This window comes from Magnetospirillum sp. (assembly GCA_027532905.1).
GTDB lineage: Bacteria > Pseudomonadota > Alphaproteobacteria > CACIAM-22H2 > CACIAM-22H2 > Tagaea.
Map to the genome: position 1 here is coordinate 1 of JAPZUA010000005.1, position 15,979 is coordinate 15,979.

Here is a 15,979-nt window from a genome sequence, read left to right on the forward strand (position 1 = left end):
GCCATGAACGTGGCGCCGCCCGTTTCGGCCAGCACCTTCGTGATCGCAGCCGTCAGCGACGTCTTGCCATGGTCGACATGGCCGATCGTTCCGATGTTGCAGTGCGGCTTGTTCCGCTCGAATTTAGCTTTCGACATGGGGGCTTCCGATCGTCCGTTTCCTGCGGTTGCTGCCTAAATCTCGGGTCGTCTCGTCGTCGTCTTCGTGCGCTCGGCGCCTGGAGCGGGTGGAGGGAATCGAACCCTCATAGCCAGCTTGGAAGGCTGGAGCTCTACCATTGAGCTACACCCGCCGATCAGCACTCCAAAGGTTCGTCCTACCGTCCTGTCGCCGCCGCTTCGTTGCCCTTAATCGTCGCGACCCAGGGCTTGGGCCAGTGGTGGAGGGGGAAGGATTCGAACCTTCGAACTCCGGAGAGGGCAGATTTACAGTCTGCTGCCATTGACCGCTCGGCCACCCCTCCTACCGACTGGTCCGCTTTTGGCCGAACCGAACGACGCAGGACCAGTCCCTTTAAGGACGGCCGCACGCGGCGAAAGTATCGAGCCTTTGGCGGAATGCCGATGACCCCGGGGTTCTTAGCCTCCGAAGGGTCCGCAGCACGGACCCGGGGTTTAAAGAGAAATGGGGGCCGAAGTCAATCCCTAAACCTCACGACAAAACAAGCCGTCCCCCTCGACCTTTCCGGAAAACTCCGGCCTGATCGACGAGAGGCGACTTGAACCCTACCGTAATAAGGCATATTAAGCCCAGGAATGAGCAAAGGCAAGCCTCCGACCGGCAAATACGGCAACCGGACACCGCGTTTCGACAAGTCCAGCGGACGCGGGTCCGAACGACCTGGGTCGCAACATCCCGACCGTCCGCGCGGTTCCAACGCCAAACCCGCGACCTTCAAGGGCGGCAAACCGTCTTTCAAAGGTCCGCGCGACGATAAGCGCTTCGCCGACAAGGGCGACGGGCCTGCGCGCAACCCGCGCCTGGAACGCGGCGAACGCGGCGGTGCTTCTGGCAAACCAGGGTCGACAAAATTCCGGCCTGAAGGCAAACCCGCCTACAAAGGTGACTCCGTTAAGCCCGGCCCCCGCTTCGAAAAAGGCCCGCGCGTCGAAAAGACTCCACGCCCGCCGCGCGAAGCGCGCGAGCCGCGTGCCTTCATCCCCGGCCCTATCGACCCGAACCAGCCGCAGGCCGGCGGCAACAAGGTTTGGCTGTACGGCATTCATCCCGTGCTGGCGGCCCTTGCCAATCCGAACCGCAAAGTGCTGCGCATTGCACTCGCCGCCGAAATCGACGCTTCGATCGGGCCGCGCTTGGCAAGCCTTGCCGAGGACCATCCGCGCGGCCTGCCCGATGCCGAAATCCTGAGCCGCGAGCAGATCGACCGCCTGCTGCCGCGTGCGGCCGTGCATCAAGGCCTCGCCGCTTTGGTCGAAGGCCTCGAAGATCCCGATCTCGACGACATCGCGCGCGCGACCGAGCACAACGACAATGCGCGCGTCGTGGTGCTCGACCAAGTCACCGACCCGCACAATGTCGGCGCCATTCTGCGCAGTTGTGCTGGCTTCGGCGTGGCGGCGGTCGTCCTGCCCGAGCGCCATTCGCCAATGGCGACGGCCGTGATGGCCAAAGCCGCCTCGGGTGCGCTCGAGCGCGTGCCCTTCGTGCGCGTGGTCAATCTTGCGCGCGCACTCGACCGGCTCAAAGCCGCAGGCTTCTGGTGTGTGGGCCTCGCAGGCGAAGCGCAGACCGACATCAATGCCGCCGACCTCACCGGCAAGATCGCCCTTGTGGTGGGTGCGGAAGGCGAAGGCCTGCGCCGGCTTACGCGCGAACGCTGCGACCTTATGGTGCGCATCCCGATCGAAAAGGGCGTAGAAAGCCTCAACGTGTCGAACGCCGCCGCGATCGCCCTCTACGAATTGCGCCGCCGAACGCTCGTCTGAACGTCAGACGCCGGCTTCGGCCGACGCGCGCAGGCACGCGGCCAATGCGGCGCGAAAATGCGCCGGTGCCGGCGTGGCACGCCCGACGACCTTTGCCTGGTCGTCCCACTCGCGCAGGCGCAAGGCTGCGATCGCGTGTTTCTTGGCGATATAGCGCTTCATTTCGTCGGCATCCATCGGCCCGCCTTGCAGGGCGAGCGAGCGCACCGAAGCGGGCGACAAGGTCGCGGCATAAGGCGGATCGGCGGCCACGCGATAGCGCTTGGCGTCGACATGCAATGCGACCGGCCCAACCACATCGTCGGTGAAATGACGCGCGAGATAGGCCGCCCCCACGGCTTCGTGCTTGGCATCGACGCCGCGGGACGCGATGTCTTCGCCAAGCCCGTGCAGGAGATGGCCGATATCGTGCAGCAGGCACGCGGCAACCAACGACGACGGCGCACCGGCCTGCTCGGCAAGCAGGGCCGCTTGAAGTGCGTGTTCGCGCTCGCTGACCCCTTCGCCGTAATGCGCATGGCCTTCGGGCTGGTCGAAAACGGCGAGAATCCTGTCGACGATTTGGTCCACGTTTCCCCCAAGTCCCTTTCGCTTGCGGTCGATTCGCGCAATGATACCGCAAACAATGTTACAGTTTGGGGAGGCAGCCGATGAAACTCAGCGACAGCCAGATCGAAGCGTTCGACCGCGACGGCTACATCTTCATTCCGAACGTCTTCTCGCCGACCGAAATCGCAACGCTGACGGCCGAACTGCCCGGCGCCTTCGCCCAACAGCGCGACGAAGTCGTGCGCGAAAAAGGCAGCAGCGCCCCGCGCTCGGCCTTCCATCTGCAGACTTGGAACCCGGCCTACGAAGCGCTCTCGCGCCATCCGCGCCTGTTGGGACCGGGCGCCCAGCTGCTGGGCTCGGACCGGCTCTACATGCACCAGTTCAAGGTCAACGCCAAAGCCGCGTTCGACGGGGCCGTGTGGCAATGGCACCAGGACTACGCGACCTGGAAGGCCGACGACGACATGCCCGAGCCCAACGCCTTCAACATCGCGCTGTTCTTGGCCGAGGCCAACGAGTTCAATGGGCCGCTGATGTTCATCCCCGGCAGCCACAAGCGCGGCGCCATCGAGTCGAGCTGGGACACGACGACCACGAGCTATCCGCTCTGGACGATCGACAACGACACCGTGACCAAGCTCGTCGAGCGCGGCGGCATCGTGGCGCCGAAGGGTCCTGCGGGCAGCATCCTCATCTTCCATTCGTGCCTCGTGCACGCGTCGGGCTCGAACCTCACGCCGTGGTCGCGCTGGATCGTCTATCTCTCGCTCAATCGCTGCGACAACGCGATCCGCCGCTTCAAGCGGCCGGACTGGATCGCGGCGCGCGACTTTGCGCCGCTCGAGCCGCTCGGCGACGACTGCCTTGCGTCGTTCGCGGCCGCCGCGCGCGCGGCGGAATAAGGCAATGGAATTTCCGCTCGCAAGCCTCGCGACCTTGTTCGCCCTCGGCGTCTATGTCTGGACGACGCTTGTCGTCGGCAAGGCGCGCGCCACCTACAAGATCCCCGCCCCCGCCATGACCGGCGACGTCGAATTCGAAAAGCGCGTACGCGTGCAGATGAACACGCTCGAGCAGCTCGTCGTGCTACTGCCGGCTTTGTGGCTATGCGCGTTGTGGGTGGGCGATCTCTGGGCGGGGATCGGCGGGGCGGTGTGGGCGCTCGCGCGCGTGTTCTACGCGACCGGCTATTTTGCCGATCCCAAAAAGCGCGGCCCCGGCTTCGGCATCGCGTTTCTCGCCGCCATCGCAATGCTGGCGGCGGTTTTGGTGCAGATCTTGCGGACGGTAATGTCGCGTTAACCGTTTTCTGCGTTTTATGCGGCTTGAACATTTTGCCATTCACACAAGATGGGGCGAACATGTTGAAGATCGCCGCAGAACTTGCGGCCCGCACGGCCGCACCGTTGGCGCCGGGCAGGATGTCGGCGGCATTTGCGGCCAGCATCGTCCAGCGCGAGCGCAATCTCGCAACCCTCGCGACCGCGCTGCTCAACGAAGGCTGCGACGCGGCGACGGCCCAGTCGAACTTTTCGACGATATTCGAGTCCTACCGCCAGCAGCTGGCGGCAGTAATGGCGCGCTTGAAGGAGGATACCGATGTTCTCCGAACTTAAGCTTTCCGACGAAGAAGGGCGTCTGCGCGCGCTGAACCGCTACGACGTACTCGACACGGTCGCCGAAGTACCGTTCGACAAAATCGTCGCCCTCGTGCAGCAGGTCCTCAATGTACCGATATGCGCGGTGTCGCTGGTCGATCGGCATCGCCAATGGTTCAAAGCCCAACGCGGCCTCGATACGTGCGAAACCACGCGCGACGCTTCGTTCTGCGCGCATGCCATCAAAACGTCCGAACCGCTGATCGTGCGCGACGCGACCGAAGACCCGCGCTTTGCGCAAAACCCGCTGGTCGTCGGTCCGCCTTTCATCCGCGCCTATGCCGGGATCCCGTTGCGGACGCCCGAGGGCTACAATATCGGCAGCCTGTGCGCGATCGACACCAAACCGCGCGAATTCCCCGAAACGCAGATCGCCGTCCTCGACAGTTTCGCCAAGCTCGTCGTCGACGAGCTCGAACTGCGCCAGATCGCGTCGAGCGACCATCTGTCGGGCGCTTTGTCGCGGCGCGCGTTCATGGAGCAAGCCGCCAACGAGGTCGAGCGCGCGCGCCGCTACGGACGCGCGCTGTCGCTCGCGGTTCTCGACATCGATTTCTTCAAGAAGGTCAACGACACGTGGGGCCATGCCGCCGGCGACGTCGCGATCAAGCGCATCGCCGAAACGGCGATGGCGGCAATGCGCGGCTCTGACATACTCGGACGGATCGGCGGCGAGGAATTCGCGCTGCTGATGCCCGAAACGTCGGCCGACAATGCGCGCCTGTTCGCCGATCGGCTGCGCGCAGCGGTCGAGGCGCTCGAAATCGACGCCCCGCCCAAGATCCGCGTGACGGTCAGCATCGGCGTTGCCGAATTCGGCGGCGGCGCCGAAAAGATCGAGGCGATGCTTGCGCGCGCCGACCGCGCGCTCTACGCGGCCAAATACGCCGGCCGCAACCGCGTGGCAGTCGCCGAGACCGTCGGGGCCGAGACCGCCAGGGCCGACGCCGACTAAGCCTGGCGGCGGCGGCGCCTCGCGAACACGCGCCCGTCGATCGCGGCAAGGCCAATGCCGATCAGCGCCATGCCGACGAAATGACGCAGCGCCAGCGTCTCGTCCAAAAACGCTGCCCCCAGCACGATCGCTGTGACCGGGATCAGGAACGTGACGAGCAGCAAGTTCGTCGCCCCCGCAACGGCGAGAATGCGGAAGAACAGAATATAAGCAAGTGCCGTCGACAGCAGTGCCAAGCCCGCCAAAGCGAGCAGTGCCTGTACCGACGGCATCGCAAGTTCCCAGGGCCGGTCGATCAGCAGCATCGGCAGCAACAGCAAGACGGCCGACGCCGTCACTTGGCCGGTTGCGATCTCGAGCGGGGCGAGGCCCAGCGCCTTGAAGCGCCGCCCGTAGATGCCCGCCACAGCATAGGACAAAGCCGCCGCCAGACATGCGACCTGCGCCCACAAAGGGGCCGCCGCCGCGTCGCCGAGGGCGGCCCCCATCATCGCCACAACGCCCGCGAACCCGGCCGCGATTCCGAAAATCTTGGCGGTGTCGAGCTTCTCGTCGCGCGTGGCGAGATGCGCGACGACGGCGCCGAACAACGGCGTCGTGGCGTTGAGAATGGCGGCAAGGCCGCTTGCGATCTGCACCTGGCCCCACACGATCAGCACGAACGGCACGACGTTGTTGAGCAGCGCCATACCGAGTATAGCGCGCCGTCCTGCGCGGTCGAATTGGAGTGTGCGCCCCTGCAGCGCCAGCAGCAGATGCAAGGCAGTCGCCGCCAATGCGACGCGCGCGAACACGATCGAAAGCGGCGGCACTTCGCCTACGGCCACGCCGATAAAGAAGAACGAGCCGCCCCACAAGACCGAAAGGGCCAGCAGCAGCGCCCAGGTGCGGGCATCCATGCGCGATTGGATTTTTGCGACGTTCATGGCTGCGACCTAGGCGCCGAAGACGGGCCGACATCAGCCCGGTTCTTGCGCCCTTTTCAGAATCCGAAACCGGCCAACGTGGCAATTCCCAGCACGGCGAACAAAGCGGCGGCGGCATAGCGGATCGTCGCAACGGGCAGGCGGCCCGCAAACCGTTCGCCCAGATAGACGGCCGGCACGTCGGCGATCAGCATGCCGAGCGTCGTACCCGCCACGACCGGTATCAAATCGCCGAAGCGTGCGGCTAGCGTCACGGTTGCAACTTGCGTCTTGTCGCCGAACTCGGCGAAGAAAAACGCGACGGAAGTGGCAAGAAAAGCGCCCGCTGCGCCGAGCGTGCGATTGGCGTCGCTGTCGTCGATCGTGTCGGGCACGAGCGCCCACGCCGCCACGGCCAGAAACGTACCGCCGACGATCCAATGCAGCCAGGGCCCGGCCAGAAAGTCGGCAGCAAGCGTGCCGACAAAGCCCGCCAGCGCATGGTTCAGCAGCGTGGCTGCAAGAATGCCCAGAATGACGGGGACAGGCTGGCGGAAACGCGCTGCGAGCAACACAGCCAAAAGCTGTGTCTTGTCACCGATTTCCCCCAAAGCGACAACGCCTGTCGAAACCAAAAACGCGTCCATGTCCTTGTCCTATCTGTCGTTATCCGGCTGCCGCCGCGTCAACGTCGCCACGGCTTGCAGCGATCGTCTCGAGAATGCCCTCGCTGCGGCCCGGGATTGGCACCTGGTGGGGTTCGATCTGGAACCCCACGACCATCGCGATGAGGAGGTCGGGCCCCGCATCGCCTTCGGCGAAAGGCAGCAGCAGCCGCTTCTGCAGCCGATGCTCGCGGCCCGGGTTCGCGAGGAAACTGCGATACGCGATTGGCAGCCCCTCGGCAAGCGGCCGTCCGAACAAGGCGAGACGCTCTGGCAGACGATGCGGCACCAGCACCTCGGACAGCAATTTGCCGCGATTGTTGGCGCCGATGAGCTGTGCCGCACTCTCGCCGACCAGATCGAGCCGGTAGTCGCAGTTGCCGTCGCCGCCATCGACGCGCCGATAGAGCTGCAGATGCGGCAGGCTGAAGGCGACCGCCAACGGATCGAACGTGCTGTACGTTGGCACGCTGCCGCGCGCCAGCTTCGCCCAATACACAAAAAGTCGTGCCAATTCCGGGTGCGTCAACCGCGCTGCAAAAGGACGGTCGAGCGAAAGGTCGAGCGGATCGAGAGACATTTCCGCACGATTGCAGGATTCGGCTGGCGATGCCAGCCGAGCCTGGGCGGGCGGGCCGGCGGACGATTCAGGTGCGTAGATCCGTGCCCGGTCGCGCGGCGGCGCGGCGGCGCTGCAGCAATTCGCGGCTGAAACGGTCGGGTGCGCGGTTGCGATGGCGGAACGCCAGAATGCGCCGGGCCTGGATCCAATCGCCGCGCAGGAAGGCGCGCTCGGCCAGCAACCGCACGAACACGTCGCGCTGGGCGTGGCTGCCGCCGATTGCAGGCATGGCCGCGAGCAATGCGTCGAGATCGGCGTCGTCGACCGATTGGCCATCGATCAGGCGCGCGAATTTGGCGCCGACGCGCGCTGCCGTACGCCCCTGATCGTGCGGTTGCTGCGCAAGCGCATCGAGCGCCTGTGCGATCGCCGTGCGCGCCGCCTCCGCACCGCTCTGCTGAGTTGCGACCAGGCGGTGCAGCATGGCGAAGACGAGCGCATCGTCGGCCGCGTAATTCTGCGCATGCGTGCCGAGTGCTGCCCAGCGGTCGCCGACGCAATGGCCGAGCTGCTCGAGCCGCACAAGCAGCGACACGGCGTTGGCGACATCGCGATATTCGTCGCTAGGTGTGCGCCGAATCGCCGAATCATAGAGCGCAAGTGCGGCCTCGCCTTCACCCAGCTCGAGGCGGAACAAGGCAAGATGCCACGCGACATGCAGGCCGAAATTGTTGCAGAGCTGCCAATCGGGCTGGGTCTTTTCCAACCAGTCGGCGCCGCGCAACGGCTGGCCCGTCATTTCGTAGACATGTGCCACCGCGTGCAGGCCCCATGCGTCGGCGGCGTCGGCTTCGACAGCGGCAAGGCCGACCGCTTCGGCCGCACTGTAGTCGCCGGCCTCTTCGAGCGAAAAGGCATGGCAGCCGAGCACGAAACTGCCGAGCGGTGCTTCCACCGGAAAGCGCCGTGCGGCTTGGGCGCTCGCGCGCAGCATGCCGGGAGCGTCCCCGCCCATGAAGCGGATACCGTGCGCGAGCTTGAAGGCGAGCGCATCGCTCGGTTCGGCGTCGAGATGCGCTTCGAGGCGTGCAGCGGCCGCCAGCATGTTGCCGTCGAGCCAAAGCCCCAGCGCGGCGGCAAAAGCAGTCGCGCGCCCATCGGTACCTGCATACGCGATCGCGCGACCGTAGGCAGCAACCGCGACAGGTCGCAAAGCCACCCGACCCAACGACAAAGCACCAAGCCCCTGCACCGCATGCGCGACCGCATGCGCAGGGTCGGCCGCAAGACACGCCGCAAGAGCAGCGCCGGCATCCGGCAGATGGGCCATAAAGGCACGTTCGGCGCGCGCAAAAGCAGCGGCGGCTTGCGTTTTCGGCACGGTGGGACCCCCTCGGATTGGACGATGGCTTGCCCTGAGCCTTGTCCAAACCGCTTCGCACCGCTTGCGAGGATGGTTACGTACCGATTCTTCTTTAAGCCGAGGCGCGCGTTTTGCGGGGCGCAAAGACGCTGCGCACCGCCGCCATGACGCGCGGCTCGCTCAACGGTTTCGATAGGATCGCGTCCGCGCCGATCTTCTGCGCCGCCAGCAGCGCCTGGTCGGGGTCCATGCGACCGCCGAGCCCTTCGGAGAACGCCACGATCGGCACCGGCGCCCAATTGGCGCGCACATGGCGAATGCCTTCGACCCCGCCCATGCCGGGCATGAAAATGTCGGTGAAAACGAGATCGACGCCGAGCGTGTCCCAGCCGCTCAAGGCCGCTTCCCACGTCGGTTTGACGACCGTGTTGAAGCCGTTTTTCTTGAGGAAGGCGCGCAAGATTTCGCCGATCGTTTCGCTGTCGTCGACGACGAGGGCGGTCCGCCGGCGCTCGGGCGCGCCGTAGCCCTGGCGCGCAAGCTCGTCCAAGCGTCGCGCAAGATCAGCGGGTGCGACCGGATGCACGAAGAAAGCGTGCGCGCCGATCGCGCGCGCGCCCGCCAGCATTTCGGTGTCGGTCTTGCCGCGCTTGGCGCTTGCCAAGGCGACGATGCCGATATTGGGCCAGCGCGCTTTGAACTCGCCGGCATCTGCCGCCACCTCGGGCGGAAAGGCGTCGAGCTCGATCACGGCCAAACGCATCTCGAGTGCGGTGCTCTTGTCGAGTGCGTCCTGCGGCGTCGGCACCGGCACGGCCTGGAAGCCCGCCTGCGACAGGCCTTGGGCCGTGCGCAGCCTTTCCTCCGCGCGTGAATCGACGATTAGAACGGGACCTTTCATGGCCGCGAAGCTACGGCCAAACCGTCAACAAATCACCAACGAAATCAATCTTTCGCGTATCGCGCTACGAATGCCAGCCATGCAGCATCGGGATTGCGCGTGAAGGCGACGTGGGCTTCGCCGTCCTTGGCGCTGCGCACCTCGAAATCGAGGGCTTGCGAAAATCCGTCGATCGTCAGGCGGCCGCGCGCGCCGGCGACAAAATCGGGTGCTTCGGCAAGAAACGCCCCGCTTTGCGACACATCGACGACGGAAACTTTTGCACCACCGTCGATTTTGCCCGCGAGACGGACAGGAAAACGTTTGAACATGCGCCGGTCGGCATCCTCGGTCGAGGTGCGCACAACGCGCACCAAGGCTGCGCGCAGCTGTTCGATGTTGGATGTCATGCCCGCGATCGACTCGCGCATCTCGACCGAGCGGCGCCCGACTTCGTCGGCATCGCTCGACACGGTAGCGATGCGGGTGGACACTTCCTGGGCGGCCAAAGTGGTCTGGGAGACGTTGCGCGCGATCTCCTGCGTCGCCGACCCCTGCTCTTCGACAGCGGCCGCGACCGAGTTGGCGACCGTGTCGATGTCGGAGATGCGCTCGGCGATCGCGACCACGGCGGCCACAGCCTCGTCGGTTGCCGCGCGGATTTCGGCCACTTGGCGGTCGATGTCTTCGGTCGAACGCGCAGTCTGGCTCGCGAGATTCTTGACCTCTGAAGCCACGACCGCGAAGCCCTTGCCCGCATCGCCCGCGCGCGCGGCCTCGATCGTGGCGTTCAGTGCCAGCAGATTGGTCTGGCTCGCGATCTGGCCGATCAGTTTGGTCACGTCCGAGATACGGCCCACGGCGGCCGAAAGTGCGCCGATTTTGGCGCGCGCATCGGCGCTGGTTTCGACGGCTTCGCGCGTGGCGACACTCGCCCGGCCGATCTGGGCCGAGATCTCCTGGATCGAACTGGTGAGCTCTTCGGCGGCAGAGGCGACGGTCTGGGCGTTGCTGAGCGCTTCTTCGGATGCGGCTGCGACCGACTGCGCGTTCTCGCCGACCGTGACGGCACGTTTGGCCATGCCGTCGGCAACGTCATCGACGGACGCGGTTGCGGCCGCCACTTTGGCGATCGCCGACGTGGTCTCGCGTTCGACCGTGTCGGCCATGTCGCGCAGGGCCTTGCGTTTCTGCGCTTCGGCCTGGGCTTCGCTTTCCTTCTGCGCTGCCTTCAGGCGCTCGTTCTCGGTCGCGTTGACTTTGAACACTTCCATCGCACTGGCCATGCTGCCGATCTCGTCGCGCCGCCCGACGCCGGGCACGCTTGTCGCAAGGTCGCCGTCCGCGAGCTTGCGCATCGCACCCGCCATGCCGAGCAAGGGGCCTGCGATCTGGACCGCCACCATCCATAGCGCGAACGCTGCGATCGCGAGCACGACGACCGCAACCGCGAGATTGAACGTGAACGCCGCACTGGCCGCCGCCGATTCGGCTGCAGCTTTGGCTTCGGCCGCTTTGGTCGCGGCGGCCTGGGCGGCGATGATTCTTTCGATGGCGGCCGTCGCTTGGGCAAACCATTCGCCGGCTGCAATCGGATAGGGCTCGCCGGCATTGGCCGCCGCCATCACGCGCGCGCGCAGCTGGCCAAAATTGTCGAAATAGGCCGCACGCGCCTCGCCGATGGCGCGCGCGACGTCGGCGTCCACGCTGCGCACCAGCGTGTCGAGCCGCGATTGGGCGAGCGCGATCTGGCCGCGGTTTTCGCCCTGCCCGAGCGCCTGGGCCACGCTGAGCGGCCGGCCACCGACGATGATGCCGGCAACCCCGCCGCGCTCGCGGCCCGCGAATTCGCTCATCGTCGCAAGCAAACCTTTGACCTCGAACAGCGTGCGCAGTGCTTGCGGCGCTTGGGGATCGAGCTGGCGCTCGATTTCCATGCGCACATCCATGCTCGCAAGCACGAGCGCACTGATCGCCGGAAACCAGTCGCGCACCAATTCGGGTTCGACGGCGCCTGCCGCGTCGACGCGCGCGCGCAACGCGGCGAGATTGCGCAAGCGCTCGGCTGCGCGCTCGTGGACCTGGCGCGCATTGGCCGGCAGGAAAGATGCCGCCGCCACGAGGCGCCCGGCCTCGGAAAACGCCGCGTCGCCGGCTTGGCGGCGCTGGGCGATCGTCTGGCGCTGGGCCGGTGTCGCCGCCGCCGGGTTTGCGATGACCGTATTCGCCGTGCCGCGTTCGACCGCCCAATCGGCAGCGGCGGCAAGATAACGGTCGGCGATCGCATTGATCGCCTGGGCCTGGGCCACGGCGGCACGCAGATCCAGGGCCTCCTTGGCGCGAACGACGACAAATGCCAACGCCATGGCCGACAGCACGAGCGTCAGCACGTACAGCTTCACGCGCAAAGTCACGGTGTTTCCCCTGAAACCAACAAAAACAGCAATAAGAAAATGTACTATACGCGCAATGGTTCCAAAATGGATACATAATTGGCAACAGCAGCCCCGCCCATATTGAACACGCCGGCAAGACCTGGATTCTTGACCTGCATGTCGCCTGCGGTCCCGGTCGCCTGCATCGCCGCCATGATGTGCATCGACACGCCCGTCGCACCGATCGGATGGCCCTTGGATTTGAGCCCGCCCGAGGCGTTGACCGGCAGGCGCCCGTCTTTTTCGGTCGCCCCCGACAGCGCCATCTCCATGCCCTTGCCGGGCTTGGCCAAACCCATCGCCTCATACTGCAGCAATTCGGCGATGGTGAAGCAATCGTGTGTCTCGACGAGTTTCAGATCGTCCACACGCACGCGCGCTTGCGCGTAAGCCTGGCTCCAGGCACGCGCGCAGCCCTCGAACGCCACAATGTCGCGCCGGCTCATCGGCAGATAGTCGTTGACCTGCTGCACGGCGCGGAACGCGACGGCCTTCTTGAGCGCCAACGCGGTTTCGAGATCGGCCAGCACCAGAGCGGCGGCACCGTCCGACACGAGGCTGCAATCGGTGCGGCGCAACGGCCCTGCGACCAACGGGTTCTTGTCCGACACGGTACGGCAGAATTCGTAGCCGAGATCTTTGCGCAATTGCGCGAACGGATTGGCGCAGCCGTTTTTGTGGTTCTTGGCCGCAATGCGCGCCATCGCGTCCGACGGATCGCCGTAGCGCTGCGCGTAGAGCTGGGCGATCTGGCCGAACACACCCGCAAAGCTCATGCCCGGGCGGTCTTCTTCCTTGACGTAGCTCGCCTTCATCAGAATGCCGCCGACCACATCGCCCGGCGTTTCGGTCATTTTCTCCACGCCGACGACGAGCACGACGCGCGCGCGTTTGGCCGCGATCGAGGTCAACCCCATATGCACGGCGGCCGAGCCCGTGGCGCAGGCGTTTTCGACGCGCGTCGACGGCTTGAAGCGCAAGCGCTCGGAGGCCTGCATCACAAGCGAGGCCGGGAAATCCTGTTTCACGAAACCGCCGCCGAAATGGCCGACATAGATTTCGTCGACGTCGTCGGGACCGAGGCCCGCATCGGCCAAGGCGCCGACCGAGACTTCAGCGAGCAGCGCTTCCAGATCGAGCCCTTCGCGCTTGCCGAACTTGCCGTGCGACCAACCGACGATGCAGCCTTCCATGGCGCTCTCCCCTTCCGTTTTACGCGCGAAGTCTAGTCTAGGCGGCTTCTATCCGCCAGCCGAGCGCCTGGCCGCCGAGATAGGCGACGATGTCGCCCGCCGGTCCCGGCACGCGGTCGGGTGCGGTCGCCTGGCCCCGCACAAGGGCGATGCGCGCTTCGTTGAGCGGCAGGCCGTAGAAGGCGGGGCCGAAGAGGCTTGCGAACCCTTCGAGCTTGCCGAGCGCTTTTTCCTCGTCGAACACGCGCGCATAGGCCTCGAGGGCGACGGGTGCATTGAAGATGCCGGCACATCCGCAAGCGGCTTCCTTGGCATGCACGGCATGCGGGGCCGTGTCGGTCCCGAGGAAAAACTTGGGGCTGCCCGAGACGGCGGCTTTGCGCAGCGCCGTGCGATGGTGGCTGCGCTTGGCGATGGGCAGGCAGTAGAGATGCGGCCGGATGCCGCCTTCGAAGATCGCGTTGCGGTCGATCATCAGATGATGCGGCGTGATCGTCGCCGCGACGTTCGCAGGGGCGGCGGCCACGAAATCGGCGGCCTCTTTGGTCGTGATGTGTTCGAACACGATCTTGAGGGCGGGAAAATCGCGCACGAGCCCGGCCAGCGTACGGTCGATGAAGGCGGCCTCGCGGTCGAAGATATCGACGTGTTTGTCCGTCACTTCGCCGTGCACGAGGAACTTCATGCCGATGCGCTGCATGCGCTCGAGCACGGGAGCTATTTTCGCGATGTCCGTAACGCCGTGCGCGGAGTTGGTCGTGGCATGGGCGGGATAGAGCTTGGCCGCGACCCACGCCCCTTCTTTGTAGCCGCGCTCGATCGTGTCGGGATCGCTCGCGTCCGTGAGGTAGCAGGTCATCAACGGCTCGAAGCCGGGCCCCGCCGCTTTGCGGATGCGCGCGGCATAGGCGTTTGCCGCTTCGACAGTCGTGACCGGGGGCACGAGATTGGGCATCACGATCGCGCGCGCGAATTGGCGGGCCGTGAACGGGGCCACCGTCGCCAGCATCTCGCCGTCGCGCAAATGCGCATGCCAATCGTCGGGACGGCGCAGCACGATCCGGTCGGTCATCGGCGATTCTCCTTGGTCATTCACGCACGCGCTTGTTCGAGCGCTGCAAAAGTATCAACGTCGTCGTTGCGGTCCAGCACATGGCGGCGATGCCACAGCGCGTAGAACAGCAGGCTCCAGGCGGCAAAGCCACGCCGTTTGTCGGCCGCTTTTTCGAACAGACGCACGACGGCAGCACGGTCGGCGATCTCGGCAATGCCAGCCGACGCGGCCACGAGCGGCCCCAGCCTTGCGCCCTCGGAAGCGATCCAGCTTTGCACGGGGACTGTGAACCCCTGCTTGGGTGCAAACGCGCGCGCTGCCGGCAGCACGCGGTCGAGCCAGCGGCGCACGAGCCATTTGCCCCAGCGCCGATGCAGCTTCAGCGTGTCGGGAAGTGCGAAGGCAAACGCCGCCATTTCGGGATCGAGGAACGGCGTGCGGCCTTCCACGGCATGCGCCATCAAGCAGCGGTCGAGCTTGGCCAGGAGATCGTTGGGCAGCCACGCGTCGATGTCGATGGCTTGCGCCACCTGCAACGGCGTGCGCGCCTCGATCCGCGCGCGCGTCTCGCTTGCCTGCATGCCGTCGCGCCAGCCTTTGGTGTCGATGCGCAGCAACCCGAGCCCGTCGAACGTGCCGCGTCGGCGCATCGCGCGCCCGCCGAGCCACCAGGGTTTCACGACGCTGCGATAGCGCCCGTAGCCAGCGAACAGTTCGTCCCCGCCCTCGCCCGACAGTACGACTTTGAGGCCTTGCTTGCGCGCTGCGCGCGCGAGGAGCCAGGTCGGCACGATCGCGTAGTCGGCCGCCGGATCGTCCATGGCGGCTGCGATTGCCGGCAGATGCGCCCAGAAATCGGCGGCTGTGACCGGCACTTCGACGAGATCGGCGCTGCACGCGGCCGCAGCGCGCGCCGCTGCCCCGCGCTCGTCGGCGGCGTTCGTGTCGGGGAAAAAGGCGGTGAAAGCCTGGACGGGCCGCTCGTTGAGCCGCGCCATCATCGCGAGGACCGAAGCCGAATCAATGCCGCCCGACAGGAACATGCCGTAGGGCACGTCGGCGCGCTGGTGCACGCGCACGCTGTCTTGGAAAACGCGGTCGAACGCATCGACCGCTTCGTCCGCACCGATATTCGCAGGCCCGCCCAAGGGCAAGGCCTGAACCCGGCTGCGCGCGACGATACGCCCGCCCGACAGCACCAAGGTTTCGCCGGGCAACACGCGCACGATGCCGTCGAACAGCGTGGCCTCGCCGGTCTGGAATTGCAGTTCCAGAAGTTCCGCGCGCTTGTCGGCATTGAGGGTGCCGGTGCCGAAACCCGCCGCGCGCAGGGCTTGCGCTTCGGACGCGAACGCAACGCCGTCTTTGGTCTGCGCATAGTAAAGCGGCTTGATGCCGAACGGATCGCGCGTGAGCACGAGTTTGCCCGCGCGCGGATCGTGCAGTGCGATCGCGAACATGCCGCGCAGCGCGCTCGCGTAGTCGGGCCCGTTCTGGCGGTAGAGTGCGAGCGGCGGTTCGCAGTCGGACTGCGTCTTGAACGGATAGTTCGCAAGGCGCGCGCGCAGTTCGACGTGGTTGTAGATCTCGCCGTTGGCGACGAGCACCGCACCACCCGCCTCGCGCAGCGGCTGGTCGCCGGTGACGAGATCGACGATCGCCAGACGATTATGGACGAACGCGACGTCGCCCGCCTCGTAAGTACCCGTCCCATCGGGCCCGCGATGGGCGATGGCGGCGGCAAAGCGTTCAAGCATCCGGGCCGGAAATGTCGCACCCGGAACCAGCATCATGCCGGCAATGCCGCACAT

The 15,979-nt window shown here is 65.8% G+C and carries 16 protein-coding genes and 2 tRNA genes; 5 read left to right on the forward strand and 13 right to left on the reverse strand.

Annotated features, from left to right (window positions below; genetic code table 11):
• The 3 genes from O9320_16600 to O9320_16610 all read right to left on the reverse strand — a co-directional run.
• Nucleotides 1–137: GTP-binding protein (locus O9320_16600; protein MCZ8312468.1), on the reverse strand; the 137-nt coding region annotated here is incomplete at its 3' end.
• Nucleotides 138–218: 81 nt separating this feature from the next.
• A tRNA-Gly gene (locus O9320_16605) sits at nucleotides 219–292 on the reverse strand.
• Between the two features lie 85 nt (nucleotides 293–377).
• A tRNA-Tyr gene (locus O9320_16610) sits at nucleotides 378–463 on the reverse strand.
• A 292-nt stretch (nucleotides 464–755) separates the two neighbouring features.
• On the opposite strand from O9320_16610, the gene rlmB reads away from it, so the two are divergent.
• Nucleotides 756–1,946 (forward strand): 23S rRNA (guanosine(2251)-2'-O)-methyltransferase RlmB, encoded by a 1,191-nt coding sequence (rlmB, locus tag O9320_16615; protein MCZ8312469.1) that lies wholly within the window; start codon nucleotides 756–758, stop codon nucleotides 1,944–1,946.
• Nucleotides 1,947–1,949: 3 nt separating this feature from the next.
• On the opposite strand, the gene O9320_16620 is transcribed toward rlmB, so the two are convergent.
• Entirely contained in the window at nucleotides 1,950–2,516 is a 567-nt protein-coding gene (locus O9320_16620; GenBank protein MCZ8312470.1) for an HD domain-containing protein, read from the reverse strand.
• Between the two features lie 80 nt (nucleotides 2,517–2,596).
• Between O9320_16620 and O9320_16625 the strand changes: the two genes are divergently transcribed.
• From O9320_16625 to O9320_16640, 4 genes are read left to right on the forward strand one after another with little or no spacing between them, the layout of a single operon-like run.
• Nucleotides 2,597–3,400 carry a phytanoyl-CoA dioxygenase family protein gene (locus O9320_16625; GenBank protein MCZ8312471.1) on the forward strand — a complete coding sequence of 268 codons (804 nt, stop codon included), beginning with the start codon at nucleotides 2,597–2,599 and terminating at the stop codon, nucleotides 3,398–3,400.
• A gap of 4 nt (nucleotides 3,401–3,404) precedes the next feature.
• Complete coding sequence (locus O9320_16630; protein ID MCZ8312472.1) at nucleotides 3,405–3,800, forward strand: MAPEG family protein; 396 nt, start codon at nucleotides 3,405–3,407, stop codon at nucleotides 3,798–3,800.
• A gap of 59 nt (nucleotides 3,801–3,859) precedes the next feature.
• Nucleotides 3,860–4,114 carry a hypothetical protein gene (locus O9320_16635; GenBank protein ID MCZ8312473.1) on the forward strand — a complete coding sequence of 85 codons (255 nt, stop codon included), beginning with the start codon at nucleotides 3,860–3,862 and terminating at the stop codon, nucleotides 4,112–4,114.
• On the forward strand, nucleotides 4,098–5,111 hold the full coding sequence (locus O9320_16640) for a sensor domain-containing diguanylate cyclase (GenBank protein ID MCZ8312474.1): 1,014 nt from the start codon (nucleotides 4,098–4,100) through the stop codon (nucleotides 5,109–5,111). The genes O9320_16635 and O9320_16640 overlap by 17 nt, the downstream gene beginning before the upstream one ends.
• On the opposite strand, the gene O9320_16645 is transcribed toward O9320_16640, so the two are convergent.
• The 9 genes from O9320_16645 to asnB all read right to left on the reverse strand — a co-directional run bounded on the left by O9320_16645 (nucleotide 5,108) and on the right by asnB (nucleotide 15,979).
• Nucleotides 5,108–6,010, reverse strand: a complete 903-nt coding sequence (locus tag O9320_16645) for a DMT family transporter (protein ID MCZ8312475.1) — start codon at nucleotides 6,008–6,010, stop codon at nucleotides 5,108–5,110. The genes O9320_16640 and O9320_16645 overlap by 4 nt on opposite strands.
• Nucleotides 6,011–6,093: 83 nt before the next feature.
• Complete coding sequence (locus tag O9320_16650; protein ID MCZ8312476.1) at nucleotides 6,094–6,663, reverse strand: TMEM165/GDT1 family protein; 570 nt, start codon at nucleotides 6,661–6,663, stop codon at nucleotides 6,094–6,096.
• 19 nt (nucleotides 6,664–6,682) lie between these two features.
• Nucleotides 6,683–7,261 carry a hypothetical protein gene (locus O9320_16655; GenBank protein ID MCZ8312477.1) on the reverse strand — a complete coding sequence of 193 codons (579 nt, stop codon included), beginning with the start codon at nucleotides 7,259–7,261 and terminating at the stop codon, nucleotides 6,683–6,685.
• Between the two features lie 67 nt (nucleotides 7,262–7,328).
• The gene (locus tag O9320_16660) at nucleotides 7,329–8,624 is read right to left on the reverse strand and encodes a hypothetical protein (GenBank protein MCZ8312478.1); all 1,296 of its coding nucleotides are present in this window, start codon (nucleotides 8,622–8,624) and stop codon (nucleotides 7,329–7,331) included.
• A gap of 94 nt (nucleotides 8,625–8,718) precedes the next feature.
• Entirely contained in the window at nucleotides 8,719–9,507 is a 789-nt protein-coding gene (locus O9320_16665; GenBank protein MCZ8312479.1) for a response regulator, read from the reverse strand.
• Nucleotides 9,508–9,551: 44 nt separating this feature from the next.
• Nucleotides 9,552–11,900: a methyl-accepting chemotaxis protein gene (locus tag O9320_16670; protein MCZ8312480.1), complete on the reverse strand. Its 2,349-nt coding sequence runs from the start codon at nucleotides 11,898–11,900 to the stop codon at nucleotides 9,552–9,554.
• 44 nt (nucleotides 11,901–11,944) lie between these two features.
• The gene (locus O9320_16675) at nucleotides 11,945–13,114 is read right to left on the reverse strand and encodes an acetyl-CoA acetyltransferase (protein ID MCZ8312481.1); all 1,170 of its coding nucleotides are present in this window, start codon (nucleotides 13,112–13,114) and stop codon (nucleotides 11,945–11,947) included.
• 37 nt (nucleotides 13,115–13,151) lie between these two features.
• Nucleotides 13,152–14,186: a dihydroorotase gene (gene pyrC / locus O9320_16680; protein ID MCZ8312482.1), complete on the reverse strand. Its 1,035-nt coding sequence runs from the start codon at nucleotides 14,184–14,186 to the stop codon at nucleotides 13,152–13,154.
• 20 nt (nucleotides 14,187–14,206) lie between these two features.
• Nucleotides 14,207–15,979 carry an asparagine synthase (glutamine-hydrolyzing) gene (gene asnB / locus O9320_16685; protein MCZ8312483.1) on the reverse strand — a complete coding sequence of 591 codons (1,773 nt, stop codon included), beginning with the start codon at nucleotides 15,977–15,979 and terminating at the stop codon, nucleotides 14,207–14,209.

Bases quoted from the DNA above. Each gene is read 5' to 3' on its own strand.
- rlmB (MCZ8312469.1), top strand. From the start codon at position 756: ATGAGCAAAGGCAAGCCTCCGACCGGCAAATACGGCAACCGGACACCG.
- O9320_16625 (MCZ8312471.1), top strand. From the start codon at position 2,597: ATGAAACTCAGCGACAGCCAGATCGAAGCGTTCGACCGCGACGGCTAC.
- O9320_16630 (MCZ8312472.1), top strand. From the start codon at position 3,405: ATGGAATTTCCGCTCGCAAGCCTCGCGACCTTGTTCGCCCTCGGCGTC.
- O9320_16635 (MCZ8312473.1), top strand. From the start codon at position 3,860: ATGTTGAAGATCGCCGCAGAACTTGCGGCCCGCACGGCCGCACCGTTG.
- O9320_16640 (MCZ8312474.1), top strand. From the start codon at position 4,098: ATGTTCTCCGAACTTAAGCTTTCCGACGAAGAAGGGCGTCTGCGCGCG.
- O9320_16645 (MCZ8312475.1), bottom strand. From the start codon at position 6,010: ATGGATGCCCGCACCTGGGCGCTGCTGCTGGCCCTTTCGGTCTTGTGG.
- O9320_16650 (MCZ8312476.1), bottom strand. From the start codon at position 6,663: ATGGACGCGTTTTTGGTTTCGACAGGCGTTGTCGCTTTGGGGGAAATC.
- O9320_16655 (MCZ8312477.1), bottom strand. From the start codon at position 7,261: ATGTCTCTCGATCCGCTCGACCTTTCGCTCGACCGTCCTTTTGCAGCG.
- O9320_16665 (MCZ8312479.1), bottom strand. From the start codon at position 9,507: ATGAAAGGTCCCGTTCTAATCGTCGATTCACGCGCGGAGGAAAGGCTG.
- O9320_16675 (MCZ8312481.1), bottom strand. From the start codon at position 13,114: ATGGAAGGCTGCATCGTCGGTTGGTCGCACGGCAAGTTCGGCAAGCGC.
- pyrC (MCZ8312482.1), bottom strand. From the start codon at position 14,186: ATGACCGACCGGATCGTGCTGCGCCGTCCCGACGATTGGCATGCGCAT.
- asnB (MCZ8312483.1), bottom strand. From the start codon at position 15,979: ATGTGCGGCATTGCCGGCATGATGCTGGTTCCGGGTGCGACATTTCCG.